Genomic DNA, 19,143 nt, shown 5'->3' with positions numbered 1-19,143 from the left:
AGTCATCCCATGACCGAGAACGCATTGGCCCTGCCGCATCAACGGCGAGACCAATATCGCCCGCGCCACCCGACGCGCCAACCGCCGCCCTCACGAGCTCATTACCGCGGTGACCAGCAGCTACCCGACAACGCAATGACTTTGCTTCCCCACCGGCCAGCCCTTCGGGGGACAAGCCTTTCGCATGTATGCATACGTGTCAGACCGATTTCGGGATAACCGAAACTACCCCCAAGGATATTCTTTTATCACAGATGGAAATAGCAAGCAAGATTTAACCCGCCAATCCCATTTGTGAGTTTTGTCACCAACCAACTCGCTGGCAAAGCCTGAGCGACGAAGGTGAAGATCAACCTGAGTTCGCAGCCCACCGAGGAGGTATTCGTGACGCACCCCTTAGGTTCACGCTCAGTAGGCGCCCATGCGTAGGCTGGTAGCAGGACTGGCAATCATTACTTTGACTACGGCCACGGCGCCAAGCCTCGGCACGCCAGCAAACGCTGCCCCTGCGCCATCGCCTGCCCCCACTCCCACGATCGATTCTGCGCCGCCAGGGGGTGTCCAAGTCCTGGCTCGAGAAGTGGAAGCTGCGCAGAAGCAGGCAGCAGAGATCGGGCGTCCGGTGGAGGTGCCGGCTCTCTTCACTGAAAACGCCAAAGTCTTTGCCAAGAGCGATGGCAAGACATTTCAGGCTGAATTCCACACCACACCGATTCAGCTCAACAGCACCGACATCAATGGCGTAACGAGCTGGTTGCCGATCGACACGACTATCGTCTCCAACGGCGGTAAGTTAGAAGCCAGACGTGTGAAGACTCCACTGGAATTCGGCACCGAGGGCTCAACCACCCTTGTGTCCGCTAAAACGGCACAAGGTAGAGCCGGATTCCGGTGGGGGAAGAAACTGCCCGCCCCCCAGATCTCGGGTAGCCGAATAACCTACCGTGATGCGGTAGCCAAAGGCGCCGATCTCGTGGTCACGGCCAAATCCGACGGCTTCATCCAGAATATTGTTCTCCGGGAGCGGCCAAAGGCGCCACTTTCGGTGAGACTTCCAATGGGCCTGCCGAGGGGGCTGACTTACCGCAGCATTCCGAATGGGGGGGCTCAGCTCCAGACCACCGAGGGTAAGCCCAAGGCGGCACCCATAACTGTCCAAGCGACGGACGCGCAGGCGGAGTTGTCCCCGGACAGTGGAAAGATCGGTAAAGTAGAGACGAGCATCATCGAGGCAGCAGACGGGCCAACACTCGTACTGAAGCCGGACTCTACGTTCCTGGCCGATAAAGCAGTAACTTACCCGGTGACCATCGCAGTCGCCAGCGACTACATAGGCGCGGGCTTGGCGAACGACGCCTGGGTCAACAAGAACAATCCCGATCTCAACCACCTGACCGACGGCTGGTTGCGTGCCGGAACCACTCAGACAAGCGCTGATATCGCCCGCGTCTATCTGCGATACAACGTCACCGGCACCGAAGCATTGGACGGCGCCAAGATCCTGAACGCCGACTTGATGCTCTGGAACTATCGATCAGGAGCCCCCACAGGCAGTAGTAAGAACTGCGGCCTGCAGGTCGGTTCGGGGATCGTCGCCCGTAAGCTAACCTCAGGCTGGGACTCTACCCTTTCATGGAGAAAACAGCCGTCATCGACCACATCGGGTCAAGACGCCAATCAGGCCGCTTACAGCGACACGGCTGGCTGCTCAGGGGGAGGTGAACTGATACATTCGATCGAACCGATCGTTCAGTCGTGGGCCAGCGGTGAGCCCGACTACGGCCTGGTCCTCCAAGCGGTGAACGAGACGGCCGTCATCAACTGGCGCCAGTACTATTCATCAGAATCTGGCTCATGGGATCGCGAACCAGAACACGCTCCAATCCTTTTCGTGCAATATGAGCCGGCCACGGTAGAACAGGTCGTATCAAACTACAGCGAGCCGCCGTCCAGGCCCATCTCATATGAGGATGCTGTTGCTCATCAGGTAGGAACGCCTGAAGAAGAGTCGCAAGCACCTAGCATCACGGGCGAGCAGTCGAAAGAGATCGGACGTAACTCGTCTGATTGGTTCGAGCCGAGCGAAGAACTCTCCAAGCCGATGGAGGACGAGGACTGGTCCACAGTGATTCCGGATTGTGGGGAGGAGGCCGGCGACTGCTTCCCTGAACCGACCCCTGACACGGTCCCTCCGGAGATCTACCGAGCGACTCCGGAACCGAACACAACCGACGCTCCCTCCGATGTTCATCCGAGTGTCCAATTTGACGAGCCCATTTTCCAGGCGCAGCTCGTGCTCAAGAACGCCGATGGCACAATTGTGGCCGGCGTGAGCAGCTTCCCGGATGAACAGACGCTGGTCTTTGTCCCCAGAGCACCTCTGGCTCAGGGGACTTACATCGCCGAAGTCAATGGCGCTAGAGACGCGGCAGGGAATGTCATGGTTCCCTACACATGGCAGTTCTCGACCACCGCATCAGCGCCACCCACCCCTGAACCTGTGAACCCGAACCCATACTTCGAAGCGACGCTCGATCCTTGGTATTCCTACTACAACGAGGACGAGCTGACTAGATCGACGGACCGGGCGCATCAGGGGATAGCATCGGCCAAGTTCGTTCCTGCAGAGGGTGAGTGGGGCTGGGCAATTGAAGAGTTCCCAGTAGCCGGTGGCGCGAACTATCAGCTAGCAGGCTGGTTCTTTCCCGCTACTGAAGATCCGTTCGGCGGGTTCGAGTACGGCGTGGAGTGGTACGACACCGACTGGAATTACCTCTCCGACAGCATCTTCGGTAGCACATCCACAGTGGGCCGGTGGCAGTCGGTATCGGAAACGGTGGCCGCACCTGCAGGAGCTGCAAACGCGCTCATTCTTCTGGGATCGGGTGCCACGATCTACCTAGACGAGATTACATTACGCCCGGCCGCTGGGATGGCCGCAGCAAGCGACGTTGCAAGAGCCCAGAAATCCGGAAAGGCGGGGCCAGAATTTTTGGTGGTCCCAAATGGGTACGCCCATTCGAGGAGTAGGGCAGTTTCGAAGAGCGGGATCCGGCTGAAGGGCAAGATCCTAGGTGTAGACAAGGAGTGGAGTGCTGACGCTTCCACGTCCGTTGAGGCGGGAGCATCGAGCATCGACCACTCTCCCTCACCGGCAACCAGGCCGTATCCGAGTCCCCCCGGTGATACGAATTCTCCCGCCGTCAGCGGAGAAACGTCCGCTGACCGCGCGATGGCCGCAGGCAGTCAGCCGGTCAGGAAGTTTTACAAGCATGTGACGTTCTCCGACTGCGATGCCAACCCAAACGAGGCCATCGCCATCACTGGGGGATGGACAAAGAATTCGTACAGCTGGTGTGCGAAGAGATGGCACTCGGCAATCTATTATAAGAACGTTTTCAAAGTCAATCTCGGTAAGTGGCAAAGAGTCACAATCGATGATGCGGTATGGGAAACAAGTAGCCTCATTCATACTTATACAGGCGGGAAGGTAGCGGAGGACAGTAACGGCAATCCACCAGCCCAGTCCGCGCCGGAAGCGAGAAACATCCGGGTTGTGATGCGGATTGACAAGGTCTGGGGATTCTCCAAGAGCATGCAGGACAAAAACGACGTCGACACGCTGCGCCCCGCCGTGTCCGTCAGCGGCTGCACCAACATCACCGGCGGAGGAGAGTTCGCTCGGACAATCAATCAATGGAGCAAGGCCACCGGAAGCGGAAAAGAAGTGGAATTCCTATTCCACTCGAATGAGAGTGCCGCTAATAACGAGCATAAATTAGCTACCTGCACCTTCCGGCCATACATAGCGCTGAGCGATGGCTTCAAGCCAAGGAATCTGCGGGTGGTAGAGGCGAAGGACTCCCCTGTCGTTGACTGCGACACCTCGCCAAAAATCTTGATGTATTACGGTGGTTGCGTACTAGTCGAGGCTGTTCCTCGACTAGTAGTCAGCACTTCGAACTACGTAAACGGTTCCATAAACAAGGCCAAAGAGTTCGCGCAACACCTTGACGATGTCTTCACCAAGCCCAACAGCACACTGCCGACAAACCCTGCTGGTAAGCGGTTCCCGGGCAACGGCGAACCGAACAACTTCTCAGCTCCGCTGACCAGGGCCATGGATCCGCAAGTCGAAAGCGACAACCGGCACATCGCAGTTGAGCAGTTCTGCTATAAACACTGGAGCGATGCCGAGCGCACCGGAAAGGAGTGTGACGAGTATCCGTTCGCAAAGACATATGAGGGGGCGGCAAACACTGCCGGATGGAGTTACTCGGTTAGACCCATCCCCTTAACCGCAAACAAAGCGGGCGGCGCTCGCCAGAACATCCTCTGGCAGAGGTACAGGATTCTCGATGGGGACCCATTCAAGGTGCGCGTGGTACATTCTAACAAAGTGAAAAACCGATACTATTCCGGAATCGAAGAAGACGACTAGTTGTAGCGGTCTGGTCACGCACGCCTTCTCTGATAACAATCCCGCAACCGTGCGGAAGGAAGGTTCGATAGGCTTTCAGGAAAAGCGCTGACCGCCACCAGGAGAGCCCAGGTCCTGCATACGTATGCCAGGGCCTGGGCTCTCCACTTGTACAGAAAGGAGGCAGCTGTCATAGTGGTGCTTATGGAGTCAAATGCTGCAGAGCATTATTCTGCCCTGGTTGCCCGGTGGCTGACCGGGCCAGCCTGCATCACCTGGGTTAGCGGCGCCGGCGTCGAGAAAGTCGCCGAGATACTAGGCGCGGACATTTCATCGAGTTCTCCGATGTCTTGGCTCGATGCCCAGTTCGAGCGATATGACGAGGACTGCGAGTCAGTCCTCATCGGCGAGGCCGGTGCTTGGGTGATCGCACTGGAGCCGAACGGCTGGGAGGGCAGCCTGCCGGAACAGCTCAATTCGTTGTCCAAGAATGGCAAAGCTTTGAATCTCTACTGGGACGGCCCAGTCCGCAATGAGTTCCGGTACTCGGTCAACGGACAGTTGACAATGGACTTCAACAGGTCCACCTCTGGAGGCGCCGTCCAGGGTATACCGTTCCCAGATACCCTCGATGACTCCTGGAAAATATCCGCCCTCGTCTTGGCGGAACAGCTGACAGGAGTCCGCGTGGGTCATGAATGGATGGAATCAGAGCATTTGCGATTCATCCTATCCGCCGGCGAGGAGGAGGACTAGAGAGTCTTAGAGGGCGTTTTGGGGCGTCTCGTGAGCTGAAGTCGCCTATGTCTGTTGGTTGATTTGTGTGACATGCGTGGTATCGGCGTATCCGGGAACCAGGGCGCGCTCGCGTCTGTGTCCATTTCGTGAGGTGAGGGTGCCTGGATTCCGTCTGGCGTAGCTTTGCAGGAGACACGCCGTGTTCGGCTGATGTTGGGGTGTCGCGGCGCACGAGGAGTAGGGGTCGATGCATGGCCCCCCGACGCGCGTACCCCTCCGACATCTCCGACCTCCGCTGGGCGCTGATCGAACCTACCCTGACCGCTTGGCGCCAAGCCCGGCTCGACCGGCGCCCGACCGGAGAGGCAGCCCGCACCGACCTGCGGGACATCTTCGACGCGATCTTGTAGGTGAACCGGACGGGGATCGCCTGGAAGTACCTGCCGCATGACTTCCCGCCACACCCCACGGTCTACTCCTACTACGCCACCTGGCGCGATGAGGGCATCTTCGCGCAGCTCAACTGTGAGTTGACCGGTCTGGCCCGCGTGAAGGCCGGACGCGCTGCCGAGCCGACCGCGGCCGTCATCGACACCCAGAGCGTGAAGACCTCCACCAACCCGCCCACCACCACGCAGGGGACAGATGCCGCTAAGAAGATCGTCGGGCGGAAACGCAGCGTCGCCACCGACGCGCTTGGCCTACTCCTGGCGGTGAACCACTCCGACTTTCGTGGAGGCCCTGAAGCCAGCATCATCTGCTGGCGGAAGGGAGAATCACGTCACGATGCCAGCCCCGAGGAAATACCCCCAAGAGCTTCGCGAGCGCGCGGTGCGCATGGTCTTTGAGGTCCGCCGGCAGACCGGCGGCGCCGGGCGACGCTGGTCTTCCCGGAGCCGGAGTTCCCGCGAAGAACGATCAAACAGGTGTCCAGAGAGCCCGTACGCATCCGCTCAGGGTACGAACAGTCCGCGGGCGACACGCTGCCTTCCCTGCCGGCTGCTGACGTCCCGCCCGCCGGAGTATTCCAGGGCGGTCTGAAATTTCAGCGCCGGTCCGGCCGGGATGCGACCGCCTAGCACGGCGATTCAGCTCTTTCCGAGGCTCCCTTAACACGCAGCGCATTACATCTTTGACAAAGGTGCTCACTACGAGATACCTGTGTGCGTAGAGCAGCAGGGACGCGGATCCCCTCTCCGAATTCGGACCGATACGGCGTTGGTTTTTGCCGATTTCCGAAACGTCGCGGCCATATTGGCCGGCCGCATTGACCCTGGTAACCGGGGAGGAAAGATGGGTTGCGAAAGAAGAGCCACCGAGAAAGCCGGTTTACGCGCCCTGCGGCGCATAACGGCGTGGCTGACCGCCGTGGTCGCGCTGCTGACAAGCCTGGTGGTGACGAATTCGCCGGCTATGGCGGCCGACCTTCCGTACGGGCCGTACACCTGCGCGAACGGGTACGTGTGGCGGGATGCCTACGCGGGCGATCAGGTCTGCGTGACGCCGGCGATCCGCACGCAGACCGCGACGGAGAACGCGCTGGGCCCGTCGCGCCGCGAGCCGGGCGGTGGCCCCTATGGGCCGGACACCTGCAAGCAGGGCTACGTCTGGCGTGAGACGCGGCCCTCGGACCACGTCTGCGTGCCGCCGTCGAGCCGCGACCAGGCCTACAGCGACAACTCCAGCGCCCACCTGCGGCTGGCGGACCCGGGCGCGACTCCGCGCGGCGGGGTGAGCATCTCCACCACGCTCAACCAGTTGGGCGGCCGCCTGTTCGCCAACGGCAGCGGGCTCACGCCCTACGGCGCGGTGACGTTCTCCGCGGTCGGGATCGGCACGACCGGGCCGTACGGGCTGGGCACGCTGTACGCCGACGCCTACGGCAATCTGCCGGGATGGCAGTACGTCGCGGACGTCTGGTGCCGCAGCTACCAGACGGGGCCGGCCACCATCGTGGTCCTCGACGTGAGGACGGGCCTCGTCACCACCGCGGGCACCACGACCGCGTTCCTTCACTGCGGCTGAGCTCCACGTCATCGACAAGGGCCGTACGGGGGGCATGGCATCTTCAACGGTGCCGTGTCCGCCGCGCGACGCCGTGCCCGGTGGGGCGAATTGAACCCCGCGCGTCCGGGGTGCCGGCGGGCTAACGTCGAAATCCCGAACGCGGAGCCGCCGATGACCTACCCTGCGCCGCCCTGCCGTCTCTATGTGCTCCCCGCCACCGCCGCGCCCGTCGCGCTGATCATGCGCCGAGGCCCGGCCGGCTGGTGGCACCTGATGAAATGGGACCTCCTCCGTTGCGAGGTGACCCCCGGCGCCTGGCTCCGGGGAACTCTTTATCCACGCCGGTGTGCCGTTTCCCCCGACGGCACGCTTCTCGGTTATTTCGCACTCGGGCACGGGAAGTCGCCGTGGGACACCTATTTCGCGGTGTCGAAAACGCCGTGGCTGACCGCGCTCACGGCTTGGCAGACGCACGGTACGTGGACCGGCGGCTGCGAATTCGCCCCGGACAACAGCCTGACGATCTCCGCTTCGATGGACAAGAAGCCCTTCCACGGCAGCTATCCCTATCGGGTGACGGTGCGGGATCTCGACCACGACTGGGTGCGCCGGGATCTCCAGAACGAGCTCAATCGCGGCTGGCGCCCCCTGCCCCAGGAAGCGGCCAAGCGGCTGCCCCCGGAACTGCGTCAAGCCGTGCTCATCGAGCGCACCCGCCGGGGTGACGACCACGCCCTGGTATTGGCCCACACCGGCACCGACTTTCAGCGGCACGGCATCGAGGGCGTCCAGGTGAGCTATCTGCGGAGGGAGGCCGACGGTGCCTTCACTCCGCTGCCCGAGGCCGTCTGGGCCGATTGGGACAGTAAGGGAAGACTGCTCATGGCCACCCGCGACGGCCTCGTGACGATCACCGATCGGCAATCGGGCTCGTGGACGCGAACATGGTCCCAGGACCTGCGCGATCTCACTCCGGCCCCTGCGCCCTCCCCTCATTGGGCGCGGGAATGGTAGCCGCTTCCCCCAGGCATTGGTTCCGCTGGTAGCACAGGCCCCGACCGGTGACGCAACGGCGATATCCCGGAACGTGGAGGGAGTGCTGGCACCCCCAAGATCCTCAAGCTGACATCATCGACCCGTAAACCCCTCCGTCCTTATCTTTTTGAACGTCGGAAGGAATCACCGAAAAAGAAAAGGAAGGACGGGATTTCCATGAACAGGATTCGCCGGACGGCGGGCGCGGTCTCGATTCTCGCCACCCTGGCCGCGGGTATGACACTGCCCACCGCTGGATTGGCCAGCGCGTCCACGAGCGCGGTCAAGACGATCGTCTGGGACTACGACATCCACCGGGGCGACTGCACACTGTTCCACGAGGCCAAGCTGATGCTGACCTCGGACGGCAAGGCCCGATTCGAGGGTGTGGTCACGAGCGGCGACGACAACGACGCCTGGCTCATGTGGCTGACGCTCAAGGACCGCGACGGGGCCGTGCTCGCATCCGTCTACAACGACGACCCGGTCCCCGGCGACAGCACCAAGTTCGTCAAGAACCTGCCCAACCACCGGAACCGGTACCGCTGGTTCGCGTACGGCACGTTCGACCGCGGCCTCTACCCGCTCATCAAGAGGGTGGGGATGCGCGCCTCGTGCTGAGCCGGTCGGCACTCGCCGGATCGTGTTCCGGGGTCTGCGAGCCGTACGGCGACCTGCGCTTGCGGAGGCGGGCCCACATGATCAGCGCGATTTTCACCACGACGAGCACGATGACGATGTCGGCGGCAGCGACGGTCCAGCGTGACTCCGCGACGACCGTGCCGGCCAGGCCGACGTGCAGGCCGATGACGAGGAGGAGGGCCGACGCCAGGAGGACGGTCCGCAGGCGCGGACGGGAAATCCTCCGCCGGGGCGTGGCCGGGGTCGCACCGCCGACGGAGGCGTCCGGGGGGTCCTGCCGCTGCCAGGTCACGACCAGTGGCTCGCGGCGGCTGAACCGCTCGAAGTCGCGGGTGACGACGTCACGTATCCGGTCCAGGCCCTCCTCGTCCGGTGCGTCGATGCGAACCGTGAGGACGCCGGCCCCGGCGGTGAGTGTGCATTCGCCCCAGGGGATGAAGGTGACGGTTCCGCTGGTGTCCGACCATTCGGCCGTCACCCGCACGTCGCGGCGGGCGGCCGGTCCGTGCGGATGTAGCCGGGTGGTATGGCCGCCGCCACCCATGGCGGCCGCGTGCTTGCAGAACTGGGCGAGGTAGCGCCCGGCCCGTTCGGTCTGGATGCGAGCGTGCAGATGTGGCATCGGGGACTCGTCTCTGGTGAAGGGATCAGGCGATGCGGCCCTGTTCGTCGTTGGCGAGCGATCGAATTTATCGATACATAGTGTCTACGGCAACAGCACTATGTCGCGCAAGCGGACGTTCTGTATGATCTGGGCGTGCCCAAGCTGTGGACAGAGACGATCGACGCGCATCGCGCGGCGGTCCGGGATGCCGCCCTGAACGCCATGGCGGCGCTGGTGGCCGAGCGCGGACTGGTCGCGCTGACGATGTCGCAGATCGCCGAACGCGCCGGTGTCGGGCGCGCGACGCTGTACAAGTACTTTCCCGACGCCCAGGCCGTCCTCACCGCGTGGCACGAACGCCAGATCACCGACCATCTCGACCGGCTCACCGCCGCGGCCGACCCGGCCGAGCCCGCCGTCGTACGCCTGCGGGCCGCGCTGCGGGCCTTCGCCGAGATCCAGCACCACTCCGCGCGCCATCACGGCGGTGAGCTCGCCGCGCTGCTGCATCGCGGTGAGCACGTCGACCGCGCGCGGCATCGGCTACGGGAGTTCGTGGAGAACCTGATCACCGAGGCCGCACGGGACGGGGATGTCCGCGACGACGTGGCCGCCGGGGAACTGGCCGGCTACTGCCTGCACGCCCTCACCGCGGCCGGCACGGCCGACAGCCCCGACGCGGTCCACCGCCTGGTCACCGTCACCCTGGCCGGGCTGAGCTCCCCGCCTCCCCGGCCGTGATCCGACGGGGTTCCTGATCCGGATTCGGCCCGCGGGTCACGGCCGCCCGTACGGCCCGGTGGGCCAGGGTCTCGGGTTTGCCCAGGTCACAGCCTGACATCAATGTCTCCCGTCGTCGTGGCTTGGGCGGCCGGAGGTGGTGACCATGTGGTCATGACTTCCTCGCCACGCCCGCCGCACGTCGATGGCGGATCGGCTCCGGCGAGCGGGACTACCGCGCTCGGCGGACAGCCCGCTTCCGCCCGCGGTTACCTGCTGGACAACGCGCGCGCCGAGGCGGGCGAGCGATTCGTTTGGCTGGCCGAACTGTTCGATGGTGTGACGCGGGGGCACTTGGATCGGCTGGGGGTCGGGGCCGGCTCGCGGTGCTGGGAGGTGGGGGCCGGTGGCCCCAGTATCCCGGAGGCGCTCGCGGCGGCCGTCGGTCCTACCGGGTATGTGCTGGCCACGGACATCGACCCGTCGTGGCTGGAGGCAGGCGACGGGTACAAGGTGCGCCGGCACGACGTCGCCGCTGATCCGCCCCCGGAGCCGGGAACGTTCGATCTGGTGCACGCCCGGCTCGTGCTGGTCCATGTACCCGACCGGGCTCGGGCGTTGGCCACGATGGTCGCGGCGCTGCGGCCCGGCGGCCGGCTGCTGGTCGAGGACGCCGATACCGCCCTGCAGCCACTGGCATGCCTGGATGACAGCGGCCCGGCGCAGCGGCGGGCCAACCGGCTGCGCGACGCGGTCCGGGAGCTGCTGACGCGCCGCGGAGCGGACCTGCGCTACGGCCGGACACTGCCGCGGGCATTGCGCGAGGCCGGCTTGGTGGATGTCGGCGCGGCGGGCTTTTTCCCGGTCGGCGGACCGGCCTGCGACCGGCTGGAGGCGGCGACCATCCGGCACGTGCGCGGCGAGCTGCTCGCGGCCGGCCTGGCCGACGACGCCGAGATCGACGCGCACCTGGCCGCCATCCACGCGGGCGAACTCGACCTGACACTCGCGCCGCTGATCTCGGCCTGGGGACGCCGTCCAGATGAGGACCCGCCGGCACTCGGTTAGGCGCGGCTCCGGGCGTTGTCCGATCTGCCCGCAGCGCTGTTCATCGAGGGAGCGTAGAACGCCGCTGTCCGGATCCCCGGCACCGAGCGCGCAGCACGAGATCGGCACCGGGGAGGGGGATGCACCGCGGACTCGCGGTCACGTCGAGACGACCGTCAGACGGGCGTACGCGACCACTGCTGGTTGGCGCCGGTGTTGCACGAATACTGCTTGAGGATTACGCCGTCCGCCGTCGATGCGGCCGGTACGTCCACGCATTTGCCGCTGTGCCGTGCCCGGAGCTGGAAGTATCCACCGTTGGCGACCATCTGGAACTGCTGGTTGGCGCCGGTGCCACAGGTGTACTGGATGAGCTCGGCGCCGTCGGCGGTTGAAGCGCTCACCACATCAAGGCACTTTCCGCTGTGGCGGCTGACGATGCGCCAGTAGCCGCCGCCGGCGTCCTCGAACCGCCACTGCTGCCACGGGTTGCCGTTGTAGGGGTACTGGCCCACGCGCGCGCCGTTGGCGGTGCTCGCCTGCAGGACGTCCATGGTCTTGCCGCTGTGGCGTACGTCGATCCGGTAGAAGGGTTCGGTCTGCGGCGGAGACGAGGGTAAAGGTGAGGGGGTGGAGCCGCCGATGGTGTCACCCCAGGCGTAGCGGATCCGGTCGGCGCCGGATTGGTTGCGGACGCTCAAGGTGAGATTGGTGCCACTGCCGCCGAGGGCGTACATCGAGTACCAGTCGTAGCCGATGTCGCCCGGCTTGCCGCCGAGGGCGGGCCAGTAGGTGCCGCCCATCTGGTTGTCACGCATGACCTGGGCCACGGCGCGGAGGTAGCGCACGAAGTTGTCGGTGCTGTTCGCGTCGGCGTAGTTGAGGCCGGTGGACATCGGCGCGCCGAATTCCGTCACGACCGCGCGGGAGGCGCAGTTGCCCAGAAGCGTCTGGATGTGGCTCCGGAAAGCGTCGTAGGTCATCGCGCTGTAGAAGAAGGCGTAGTAGTGGAAGGACAGCAGCGTCGAGTTGAAACGGCTGTCGTTGCAGATGTCCCGGAGGTCCTGGCTGAATCCGGTGCCGCCGATGAGCACCCGGCCGGGCACCGCCGAGGTGTGAGTGTTGAGCCAGTTCGCTGCCACGTTGCGCCAGTCCGCCGACGAGTAGCCGTGCGGCTCGTTCATGGGCTCGAAGTAGACGTTGCCGTTGGAGCCGTACGTGTTGGTCACGGTGGACCACATCGAGTTCCACGCGGCGAGGTTCGTGATCCTGCCACCGGAGGCCGCGCCGTCCTCCCAATAGGCCAGGATGACCTTGAATCCACGCTCGGTGGCGGCGTCGATGGCGCCGCGGTAGGAGTTCCACCAGGTCGTGTTGGCCACAGTGTGAGTGTTGATAGGCAACCGGACGGTGTTGACCCCCATGGTGGATTCCATGTAGTCGTAGAGCGCGTTGGCCTTGGCTCGCACTGTCGCGTTGCTGTCGGACTGGCTCAGTCCCTGCAGGACGAGCGTGCCGGTGCTGAAGTTGTCACCCAGCACGGCCCAGTTCATGCCTCGGAACTGGCTGGTGGCGGCATGGGCCGACGGCGCGGGGATGAGGGCTGCCACTGCGGCGAGCACGGTCACCACAAGGGCGATCAGCAATCGGCGCAACGATCGGATGGTCCGCGTTGGTCCTGATAAGTAATCATCAGACGCCATGCTCAGTGCCATGAAATGTCCCATCACGAGATCCGAATTGCTGGGCCGAACTTTCACCTGCGCACAGTGTTAGCGATAACATCACCACGGGGGCCTCACGCTAGAGAGGAGGCGGGAGTGCGTCAACAGAAAGGGAGACGACGCGCTCGACCCGCTGGTCCGCCAGGGGCACCGCTGTAAATTTCAGGCCGGCTTTCCTGGTCGCGCCGACGCCCCGACGGTGCCGATGCGACTCCATCGCGCCGCCGCACAGCACCGCATCGAGCTCGCCACCCACCTGGTCGTACGCGGGAGCACCGCCTCACCCCGCTGACCGGCGGCGGCCGGGCACGACTCGACGGATCGATCTTGCCCGCCGGGGCGGACCGGAAGGGGCCGGGACGGGACAACGCGTCTCGTCCCGGCCCTCCAGTGGGTTCAGGCGAGCAGCGGATGCCAGCCGTCGCGATAGCGGACACCCCCGCGCCGCAGCCGGACCTCGTCGTGCCAGGTGCCGGGCACGGGTTCGACGCGGACCATTTCGGGCCGGTCCACGACGACGCACATCTCCTCGCCCGGCCACCACCAGCCGCCGGAGCGCACCAGTGTGGCCCAGTGGCCGAGGTGTTCCAGTTGGTCCGGCCCGTAGGAGGCCAGCCCGAGCCGGTGCAGGGCGTCGTAGTAGGCGACCCACGCTGCGTCCTGCTGCCCGTACCAGCAGGCCGGTAAGGGGCTGCTGCCGGTCAGGGCGCTGCGGATCGGGATGCGGTATCCGTGCGCGAGGCTCCGGTGCAGTGCCGTACGGATGCCCTGATGCAGCACCACACCCAGGGGAACGCCGGTGTCGAGCGCCCTCAGCGGTGGCAGTTCGGGCCAGGGCTCGCCCCGTCTGCCCCTTCGCATCGGGGACAGCTCAGGGTCGGTGTGGGAGACACCGGCGCTGAGCGCGCCGCGCAGCTGGGATTCGAGCATGGCCAGATCGCCGGCCAGTGGCGGTGTCCCCTGCGGATGAGGATCGCGGATCCACCCGTAGAGCCGGTCGAGAGTGGGCAGACCGGCGACGAGCGGGATCGCCCGTGCCGGTGAGTCGACCCATTCGAACCGGGGCTTCGGGCGAGAGATCCTCGCGTAGATGACGGTGAGGCTGTGTTCGACGGCCCGCCGGTCGGCCGGCTGTGTGGAAAGACCGTGGTCCAGCCACTCCTGTCGGATCTTGACTGCTTCCTGCCACCGGTCGTGAGCGCTCGTGCTCCGTACGCCGGCCACAGGTTCGGCGGCGGCATAGCGCCGCGTGAGCGCGGTCACCGCGCGTGGGCGTCGCCGCCCTTTCGGTTGGAGATCATGCCTTGATGATGACCTGTGATCCGCGATGCGCGCAACCGCTCGTACGGCCGGTCCCTGCCCCGGTCGCCGTTCGCTCCGCAGTGGACGGGCCGGTCGCGGCGGCCCGGAAAACACCCGCGAAAGCCGCACCATCGAAATCGATCGGGCGGCGACCGGACGTCACTTGCGGCGTAAATTCGGCACGTGACCGACGACGAACTGCGGGCGGAACCGCTGAGTTTCCCGGAAGGAGGCGAAGCCCGCGCATCTCGCATATCTCGAAGATCGCATTCGAATGGGTTCCGGCCGTCCCCAGCTCTATGGAACGCAATTCTTCAGCGACGGCAACGGTTTCAGGCCATACCCGATCGAGGACGCGGATCACCTGGACGACCGCCGTGCCGCAATGGGCCTGGAGCCGTTCGAGCAGTATGAAGCGGAAATGCGGCGCCTGTACGAGGGCTCCGTCTGACGCCGTACCGGAAAAGTGCGCACCGGCGGGGGCCCGGCGCCGAAGCGGATCCCTTAGGTGCACGCCTCAGGTGAGGACGCCGGCGCGGGCCGCCGCCAGGGCGGCCGCCGCGGCCCGATCGGCCGCCGCCTCGTCCAGTGGTTCTCCGGTGTTGAGCAGGGCGTAGTAGAGGGGTGCGGAAACGGCGGCGATCACCCGGCCAGGGTCGGTGCCGGGAGGCAGCTCGCCGCGTTCGATCGCGTCGGTGACGCAGCCGGCCCATTCGTCGATGCGTACGGCGTAGAAGCGGCGCAACGCCTGCGCGGCCTGGTCGTTGCAGAGCGAGGCGGCGATCAGCGCCTTGAACAGCCGTCCCTGGCGGGGATCGGTGAGGGTTTTGAGCACCAGGTGGGCGTTGTCGCGCAGATCCCGGTCGATGTCGCCGTTGCGCGAGCGGGGCAGGGACCGCTCGGCCATGTCCTGGAGGAGGTCGGCGGCGAGCGCGGCGGGCGTGCCCCAGCGGCGATAGAGGGTCGTCTTCCCGACCCCCGCGATACGGGCGATCTCGCCGAGGTCGAGACCGTCGAAGCCCTTCTCGGCCAGGGTGTCGGCGGCGGCTTCGAGGACGGCCTCGCGGACGCGGGCCGTGCGTCCACCTGGGCGGACGGCACCGGGCGGTGGAGTTGCTGCCATGACGGCTCCTTCCCAAGGGTCACTATCGGGACCACTGTTCCCTTAAGGCGACGCGTGGTGCTAGTGTCCCCCTCAGTCTAATGGGACGGTAGACCCGTTAAGTCGCCTCCCTGAAGGGGGTCCCTGTCATGTCCACCACGAAATCGCCGCCGGCCGCCGCTCACGAGGCGTCACGCCTGGCCGGCCGCTTGAAGGTCGTCCTCGCGGTGCTGCTGGTCGCCCAGTTCATGCTGGCCGTCGATTTCTCGATCCTGAACGTGGCGCTGCCCGCGATCGGCGACGACCTCGGGTTCTCGCTGGCCGATCTGCAGTGGGTCGCCACGGCCTTCGCCCTGTGCGCGGCCGGTTTCACCCTCTTCTTCGGCCGCATCGGCGACCTGATCGGCCGCAAGCGCATCTTCCTCGGCAGCCTCGCGCTCCTGGGCGCGGCCTCGCTCGCCGGTGGGCTCGCCCCCGGCCCCGGGGTGCTCATCGTCGCCCGCGTCGCCCAGGGGCTCGCCACCGCCGCCGCCACCCCGGCCGGGCTCGCCCTGCTCACCACGTCGTTCCCCGAAGGCCCGCTGCGCGAGAAGGCACTCGGCCTGAACGGCGCGCTCATGTCCGCCGGGTTCACCGCCGGCGCGGTCCTCGGCGGCGTGCTCACCGACCTGCTGTCGTGGCGGTGGGCCTTCTTCGTCAACGTCCCCGTCGCCGTGGCCGTGCTGCTCGTCGCCCCTGCCGTCATCGCCGAGTCGCGCCCCGCCGCCCGTCCCACGATCGATCTGCCCGGCGCGCTGTCGGTCACGCTCGGGCTGCTCGGCGTCGTCTACGGCCTGACGCGGGCGGGCGAACACGGCTGGGCCGATCCCCTCGCACTCACGGGCCTCCTTGCCGGGGCCGTCCTGCTGGTCGTCTTCTACCTCGTCGAGCGCCGGGCCGCCCAGCCGCTGGTGCCGGTACGCGTCCTGCGCAAGCGCACGGTGGCCTGGGGAAACGTGCTCGGGCTGCTCGCCTTCGTCACCGAGACGTCCCTGGTCTATCTGCTCACCCTCTACATGCAGAAGACCCTCGGCTTCTCGGCCCTCGCCGCCGGGCTCTCCTTCGGCGTCCTGGGAGCCGGCACCGTGACCGGCGGCGTGCTCGCCCCGAAGGCCATCGCCCGTACGTCCACGACGGCCGTCCTGGTCGGCGGCGGGCTGCTCCAGGCCGTCTTCACCGCCGTCCTGATCTTCCTGGGTGACACGCCGGCCTCGGTGGGGCTGCTGCTGCCCGCCACCTTCCTGGGCGGCGTGGGCAACATGCTCGTCATCGTCGGCTTCATGGTCACCGCCACCACCGGCCTCCCCGACCACGAGCAGGGCCTGGCCACCGGCCTGGCGTCGATGTCCCAGCAGGTCGGCATCACCATGGGCACCCCGATCATGTCGGCGGTCGCCACCGCCGCCGCCGGGGGCGTGGCGTCCGCCGGGGCGATCCTGCACGGGGTCACGACCGCGATCAGCGTCAACGCCGTCCTCGTCCTGCTGGGCGTCCTGCTCGCCGCGGTCTTCCTGCGGCGCGACCGCGCGTACGCGTGACCGGCCCCGGCCGCAGCCTCACCGGGAGGCGAGCCACCGCCAGCGGGGCAGTTCGAGCACCACGGTGACCACGGCCAGCACGGTCACCAGTACGGCGGCGAGCGTGGGCCAGGCGACCCACGCCGCCACGACCGCCGCGACGAGCTGAAGAAGGACCAGCGCGATGGTCACCGTGCCGGGCACCGCGACGATCACGTTCCGCTTGTCCCCCGGAGTGGAGAACAGCGTCGGCAGCCCGATCAGCACCACGACCGACAGCACCGCCAGCGGAACGGACCACGACGCGAGGGCCCACGGGGTCGCGACCCAGGCGACCAGCTCGCTGGCGAACCGGAACACGGACGCGAGACGGTCGTCCGGCCGCGAAGTGGAAGACATGCGGGCAATCTACCGTTTCGCCCCCATCGGCCGGTTCAGGCCGGGTACGCGTGTGTCTCGGTGGCCTTGACGGCGGCCCAGACGTCCCGGCCCGGGGTGAGGTCGAGATCGGCGGCGGCCGCCGGGGTGACGTCGGCGAGCAGCGGGATGGGCCCGCGCAGGTGCACCCGGACGTGGTCGCCGTGGCGTTCGATGCCGTCGATGACGGCCTGCCACAGGTTGCGGGGGCTGCCGTCGGGGCGGCTCCGATAGAGGGCGACGGCGGACGGCGGGAAGGCGACGAAGGCGGGCCCCGTCAGGCGTTCGGCGCTGCTGAAGCGCACCTCGCCCACGACGACCTGATCGCCGTCGGCCTGCCCCCGATAGAGGTTGAGGCCGACGAGGCGGGCGACGTAGTCCGTACGCGGATGACGGGCGATCTCGCTCGGCGTGCCGGTCTGCACGACGGCGCCGTTCTCGATCACCACGAGCCGGTGGGCCAGGACCATCGCGTCGAGCGCGTCGTGGGTGACCAGGATGGTCGCGCCGTCGAAGTCGGCCAGGTGGCGGCGCAGCTCGGCCCGGATCTCCAGCCGGGTGTGCGCGTCGAGGGCGGCCAGCGGCTCGTCCAGCAGCAGCAGGCGGGGCCGTACGGCAAGAGCGCGGGCGAGCGCGACGCGCTGCGCCTGGCCTCCGGACAGCCGCCCGGGACGGACGTGGGCGTGGCCGGCGAGCCCGACGCGATCGAGCAGCTCGGCGGCGACCCGGCGGGCCGCGGCCTTGCCGAGCCCCTGGCAGCGGGGCCCGAAGGCGACGTTGTCGAGGGCGGACAGGTGCGGGAACAGCAGGTAGTCCTGGAAGACCACGCCGATCCCGCGGCGTTCCGGCGGCAGGTGGTGCACCTCGGCGCCGTCCAGCTCGACGCGCCCGCCGTTCAGGGCGGTGAGCCCGGCGAGGGCGCGCAGCGCGGTCGTCTTGCCCGCGCCGTTGGGGCCGAGCAGCGCCACCACCTCACCGGCCGCCGCGCTGATCCGCAGATCCAGCCGGAAGGCGGGACGTTCGACGACCAGATGGGCCTTCACGCTCATGCCGCGCCCACCCAGCGGTCGCGCAGCCCGGCCAGCACGATCACCGAGACCGCGAGCAGCACCAGGCTGAGCACGATGGCTGCGTCCGGATCGGTCTCCAGCGCCAGATAGACGGCCAGCGGCATGGTCTGCGTGCGGCCCGGGAAGTTCCCGGCGAAGGTGATGGTCGCCCCGAACTCGCCGAGCGCGCGGGCCCAGCACAGCACGGCGCCGGCCAGCACGCCGGGGGCGACCATGGGCAGGGTGACCCGGCGGAAGACCGTCCAGCGGGAGGCCCCCAGCGTCGCGGCGGCCTCCTCATAACGCTGGTCGGCCGCGCGCAGCGCCCCCTCCACGGCGATGACGAGGAACGGCATGGCGACGAACGCCTCCGCGACGACGACTCCGGTGGTGGTGAACGGCAGGGAGACGCCGAAGGCGTCGTACAGCCACTGGCCGACGAGCCCGCGGCGGCCGAGCACCAGCAGCAGTGCGACGCCGCCGACGACCGGCGGCAGCACGAGCGGCACGGTGACCAGCGCGCGCAGCACCCGCCTCCCCGGCAGCGTCGTACGGGCCAGGAGCCAGGCGAGGGGCACGCCGAGCAGCAGGCAGACGACGGTCGCGATGGTCGCGGTCACCAGGGAGAGCCGCAGGGCCTCCAGCACCCGGGGCTCGGCCAGCCGCCCCGGCAGGGTCGCCCACGGGGCGCGGACCAGCAGCCCGGCCAGCGGGAGGACGAGGAAGGCCAGCCCCGCGAGCGCGGGCACCAGCAGCGGCCACGGCATGCGCGCCCGCGGG

General features: G+C 66.6%; 15 protein-coding genes and 2 pseudogenes. 10 read left to right on the top strand and 7 right to left on the bottom strand.

The annotated features are described in order from the left end of the window. The first annotated feature begins 580 nt into the window (after positions 1 to 580). The 6 genes and pseudogenes from HCK04_RS21130 to HCK04_RS21105 all read left to right on the top strand — a co-directional run bounded on the left by HCK04_RS21130 (position 581) and on the right by HCK04_RS21105 (position 8,821). Entirely contained in the window at positions 581 to 4,441 is a 3,861-nt protein-coding gene (locus HCK04_RS21130; protein ID WP_168066137.1) for a DNRLRE domain-containing protein, read from the top strand. Between the two features lie 147 nt (positions 4,442 to 4,588). Further along, positions 4,589 to 5,176 carry a DUF6461 domain-containing protein gene (locus tag HCK04_RS21125; protein ID WP_142649083.1) on the top strand — a complete coding sequence of 196 codons (588 nt, stop codon included), beginning with the start codon at positions 4,589 to 4,591 and terminating at the stop codon, positions 5,174 to 5,176. A gap of 233 nt (positions 5,177 to 5,409) precedes the next feature. Beyond that, a pseudogene (locus HCK04_RS21120) lies at positions 5,410 to 5,874 on the top strand (transposase); the annotation flags it as partial. A gap of 577 nt (positions 5,875 to 6,451) precedes the next feature. Beyond that, on the top strand, positions 6,452 to 7,183 hold the full coding sequence (locus HCK04_RS21115) for a hypothetical protein (protein WP_142649082.1): 732 nt from the start codon (positions 6,452 to 6,454) through the stop codon (positions 7,181 to 7,183). 153 nt (positions 7,184 to 7,336) lie between these two features. Continuing rightward, the gene (locus HCK04_RS21110) at positions 7,337 to 8,179 is read left to right on the top strand and encodes a hypothetical protein (protein ID WP_168066135.1); all 843 of its coding nucleotides are present in this window, start codon (positions 7,337 to 7,339) and stop codon (positions 8,177 to 8,179) included. A 198-nt stretch (positions 8,180 to 8,377) separates the two neighbouring features. Then, positions 8,378 to 8,821, top strand: coding sequence for a DUF6294 family protein (locus tag HCK04_RS21105; RefSeq protein WP_142649080.1), 444 nt, complete (start codon positions 8,378 to 8,380; stop codon positions 8,819 to 8,821). Here the strand turns inward: HCK04_RS21105 and HCK04_RS21100 are convergent. Next, positions 8,790 to 9,464, bottom strand: a complete 675-nt coding sequence (locus HCK04_RS21100; protein WP_142649079.1) for a DUF2218 domain-containing protein — start codon at positions 9,462 to 9,464, stop codon at positions 8,790 to 8,792. The two genes, HCK04_RS21105 and HCK04_RS21100, sit on opposite strands and share 32 nt — an antisense overlap. 135 nt (positions 9,465 to 9,599) lie before the next feature. On the opposite strand from HCK04_RS21100, the gene HCK04_RS21095 reads away from it, so the two are divergent. Both HCK04_RS21095 and HCK04_RS21090 read left to right on the top strand, forming a co-directional pair. Further along, the gene (locus HCK04_RS21095; protein WP_142649078.1) at positions 9,600 to 10,187 is read left to right on the top strand and encodes a TetR/AcrR family transcriptional regulator; all 588 of its coding nucleotides are present in this window, start codon (positions 9,600 to 9,602) and stop codon (positions 10,185 to 10,187) included. Between the two features lie 102 nt (positions 10,188 to 10,289). After that, a complete protein-coding gene (locus HCK04_RS21090) occupies positions 10,290 to 11,234 on the top strand; it encodes a methyltransferase domain-containing protein (RefSeq protein WP_205830511.1) in 945 nt (314 codons plus the stop codon). A gap of 155 nt (positions 11,235 to 11,389) precedes the next feature. Here HCK04_RS21090 and HCK04_RS21085 read toward each other — a convergent pair whose 3' ends face one another. Together HCK04_RS21085 and HCK04_RS21080 are read right to left on the bottom strand one after the other, a co-directional pair. Further along, positions 11,390 to 12,868, bottom strand: coding sequence for an RICIN domain-containing protein (locus HCK04_RS21085; RefSeq protein WP_205830510.1), 1,479 nt, complete (start codon positions 12,866 to 12,868; stop codon positions 11,390 to 11,392). Between the two features lie 465 nt (positions 12,869 to 13,333). Next, the gene (locus HCK04_RS21080; protein WP_205830509.1) at positions 13,334 to 14,200 is read right to left on the bottom strand and encodes a DUF6745 domain-containing protein; all 867 of its coding nucleotides are present in this window, start codon (positions 14,198 to 14,200) and stop codon (positions 13,334 to 13,336) included. Between the two features lie 295 nt (positions 14,201 to 14,495). Here HCK04_RS21080 and HCK04_RS21075 point away from each other — a divergent pair. After that, positions 14,496 to 14,690, top strand: a pseudogene (locus tag HCK04_RS21075) (DUF6624 domain-containing protein); the annotation flags it as partial. Positions 14,691 to 14,756: 66 nt separating this feature from the next. Here HCK04_RS21075 and HCK04_RS21070 read toward each other — a convergent pair. Next, entirely contained in the window at positions 14,757 to 15,362 is a 606-nt protein-coding gene (locus HCK04_RS21070; RefSeq protein ID WP_142649076.1) for a TetR/AcrR family transcriptional regulator, read from the bottom strand. A gap of 128 nt (positions 15,363 to 15,490) precedes the next feature. Between HCK04_RS21070 and HCK04_RS21065 the strand changes: the two genes are divergently transcribed. Beyond that, the gene (locus HCK04_RS21065) at positions 15,491 to 16,918 is read left to right on the top strand and encodes an MFS transporter (protein ID WP_142649075.1); all 1,428 of its coding nucleotides are present in this window, start codon (positions 15,491 to 15,493) and stop codon (positions 16,916 to 16,918) included. An 18-nt stretch (positions 16,919 to 16,936) separates the two neighbouring features. Here the strand turns inward: HCK04_RS21065 and HCK04_RS21060 are convergent, their stop codons facing one another. The 3 genes from HCK04_RS21060 to modB are packed head-to-tail and all read right to left on the bottom strand — an operon-like array spanning position 16,937 to position 19,130. Continuing rightward, positions 16,937 to 17,296 (bottom strand): hypothetical protein, encoded by a 360-nt coding sequence (locus tag HCK04_RS21060; RefSeq protein WP_142649074.1) that lies wholly within the window; start codon positions 17,294 to 17,296, stop codon positions 16,937 to 16,939. A 35-nt stretch (positions 17,297 to 17,331) separates the two neighbouring features. Further along, positions 17,332 to 18,363 (bottom strand): ABC transporter ATP-binding protein, encoded by a 1,032-nt coding sequence (locus HCK04_RS21055; protein ID WP_142649073.1) that lies wholly within the window; start codon positions 18,361 to 18,363, stop codon positions 17,332 to 17,334. Continuing rightward, a complete protein-coding gene (gene modB, locus HCK04_RS21050) occupies positions 18,360 to 19,130 on the bottom strand; it encodes a molybdate ABC transporter permease subunit (RefSeq protein ID WP_142649105.1) in 771 nt (256 codons plus the stop codon). Before modB ends, HCK04_RS21055 begins: the two co-directional genes overlap by 4 nt. Between the last annotated feature and the right edge of the window lie 13 nt (positions 19,131 to 19,143).

The organism is Microbispora sp. CL1-1, assembly GCF_012034195.1.
Classification (GTDB): Bacteria; Actinomycetota; Actinomycetes; order Streptosporangiales; family Streptosporangiaceae; genus Microbispora.
This window is presented reverse-complemented; position numbering and strand designations above follow the sequence as displayed.

Coding starts and splice junctions, on each gene's coding strand:
- HCK04_RS21070 (WP_142649076.1), bottom strand. CDS start 15,362: ATGGCAGCAACTCCACCGCCCGGTGCCGTCCGCCCAGGTGGACGCACG.
- HCK04_RS21065 (WP_142649075.1), top strand. CDS start 15,491: ATGTCCACCACGAAATCGCCGCCGGCCGCCGCTCACGAGGCGTCACGC.
- modB (WP_142649105.1), bottom strand. CDS start 19,130: ATGCCGTGGCCGCTGCTGGTGCCCGCGCTCGCGGGGCTGGCCTTCCTC.
- HCK04_RS21060 (WP_142649074.1), bottom strand. CDS start 17,296: ATGTCTTCCACTTCGCGGCCGGACGACCGTCTCGCGTCCGTGTTCCGG.
- HCK04_RS21090 (WP_205830511.1), top strand. CDS start 10,290: ATGTCTCCCGTCGTCGTGGCTTGGGCGGCCGGAGGTGGTGACCATGTG.
- HCK04_RS21110 (WP_168066135.1), top strand. CDS start 7,337: ATGACCTACCCTGCGCCGCCCTGCCGTCTCTATGTGCTCCCCGCCACC.
- HCK04_RS21105 (WP_142649080.1), top strand. CDS start 8,378: ATGAACAGGATTCGCCGGACGGCGGGCGCGGTCTCGATTCTCGCCACC.
- HCK04_RS21115 (WP_142649082.1), top strand. CDS start 6,452: ATGGGTTGCGAAAGAAGAGCCACCGAGAAAGCCGGTTTACGCGCCCTG.
- HCK04_RS21100 (WP_142649079.1), bottom strand. CDS start 9,464: ATGCCACATCTGCACGCTCGCATCCAGACCGAACGGGCCGGGCGCTAC.
- HCK04_RS21055 (WP_142649073.1), bottom strand. CDS start 18,363: ATGAGCGTGAAGGCCCATCTGGTCGTCGAACGTCCCGCCTTCCGGCTG.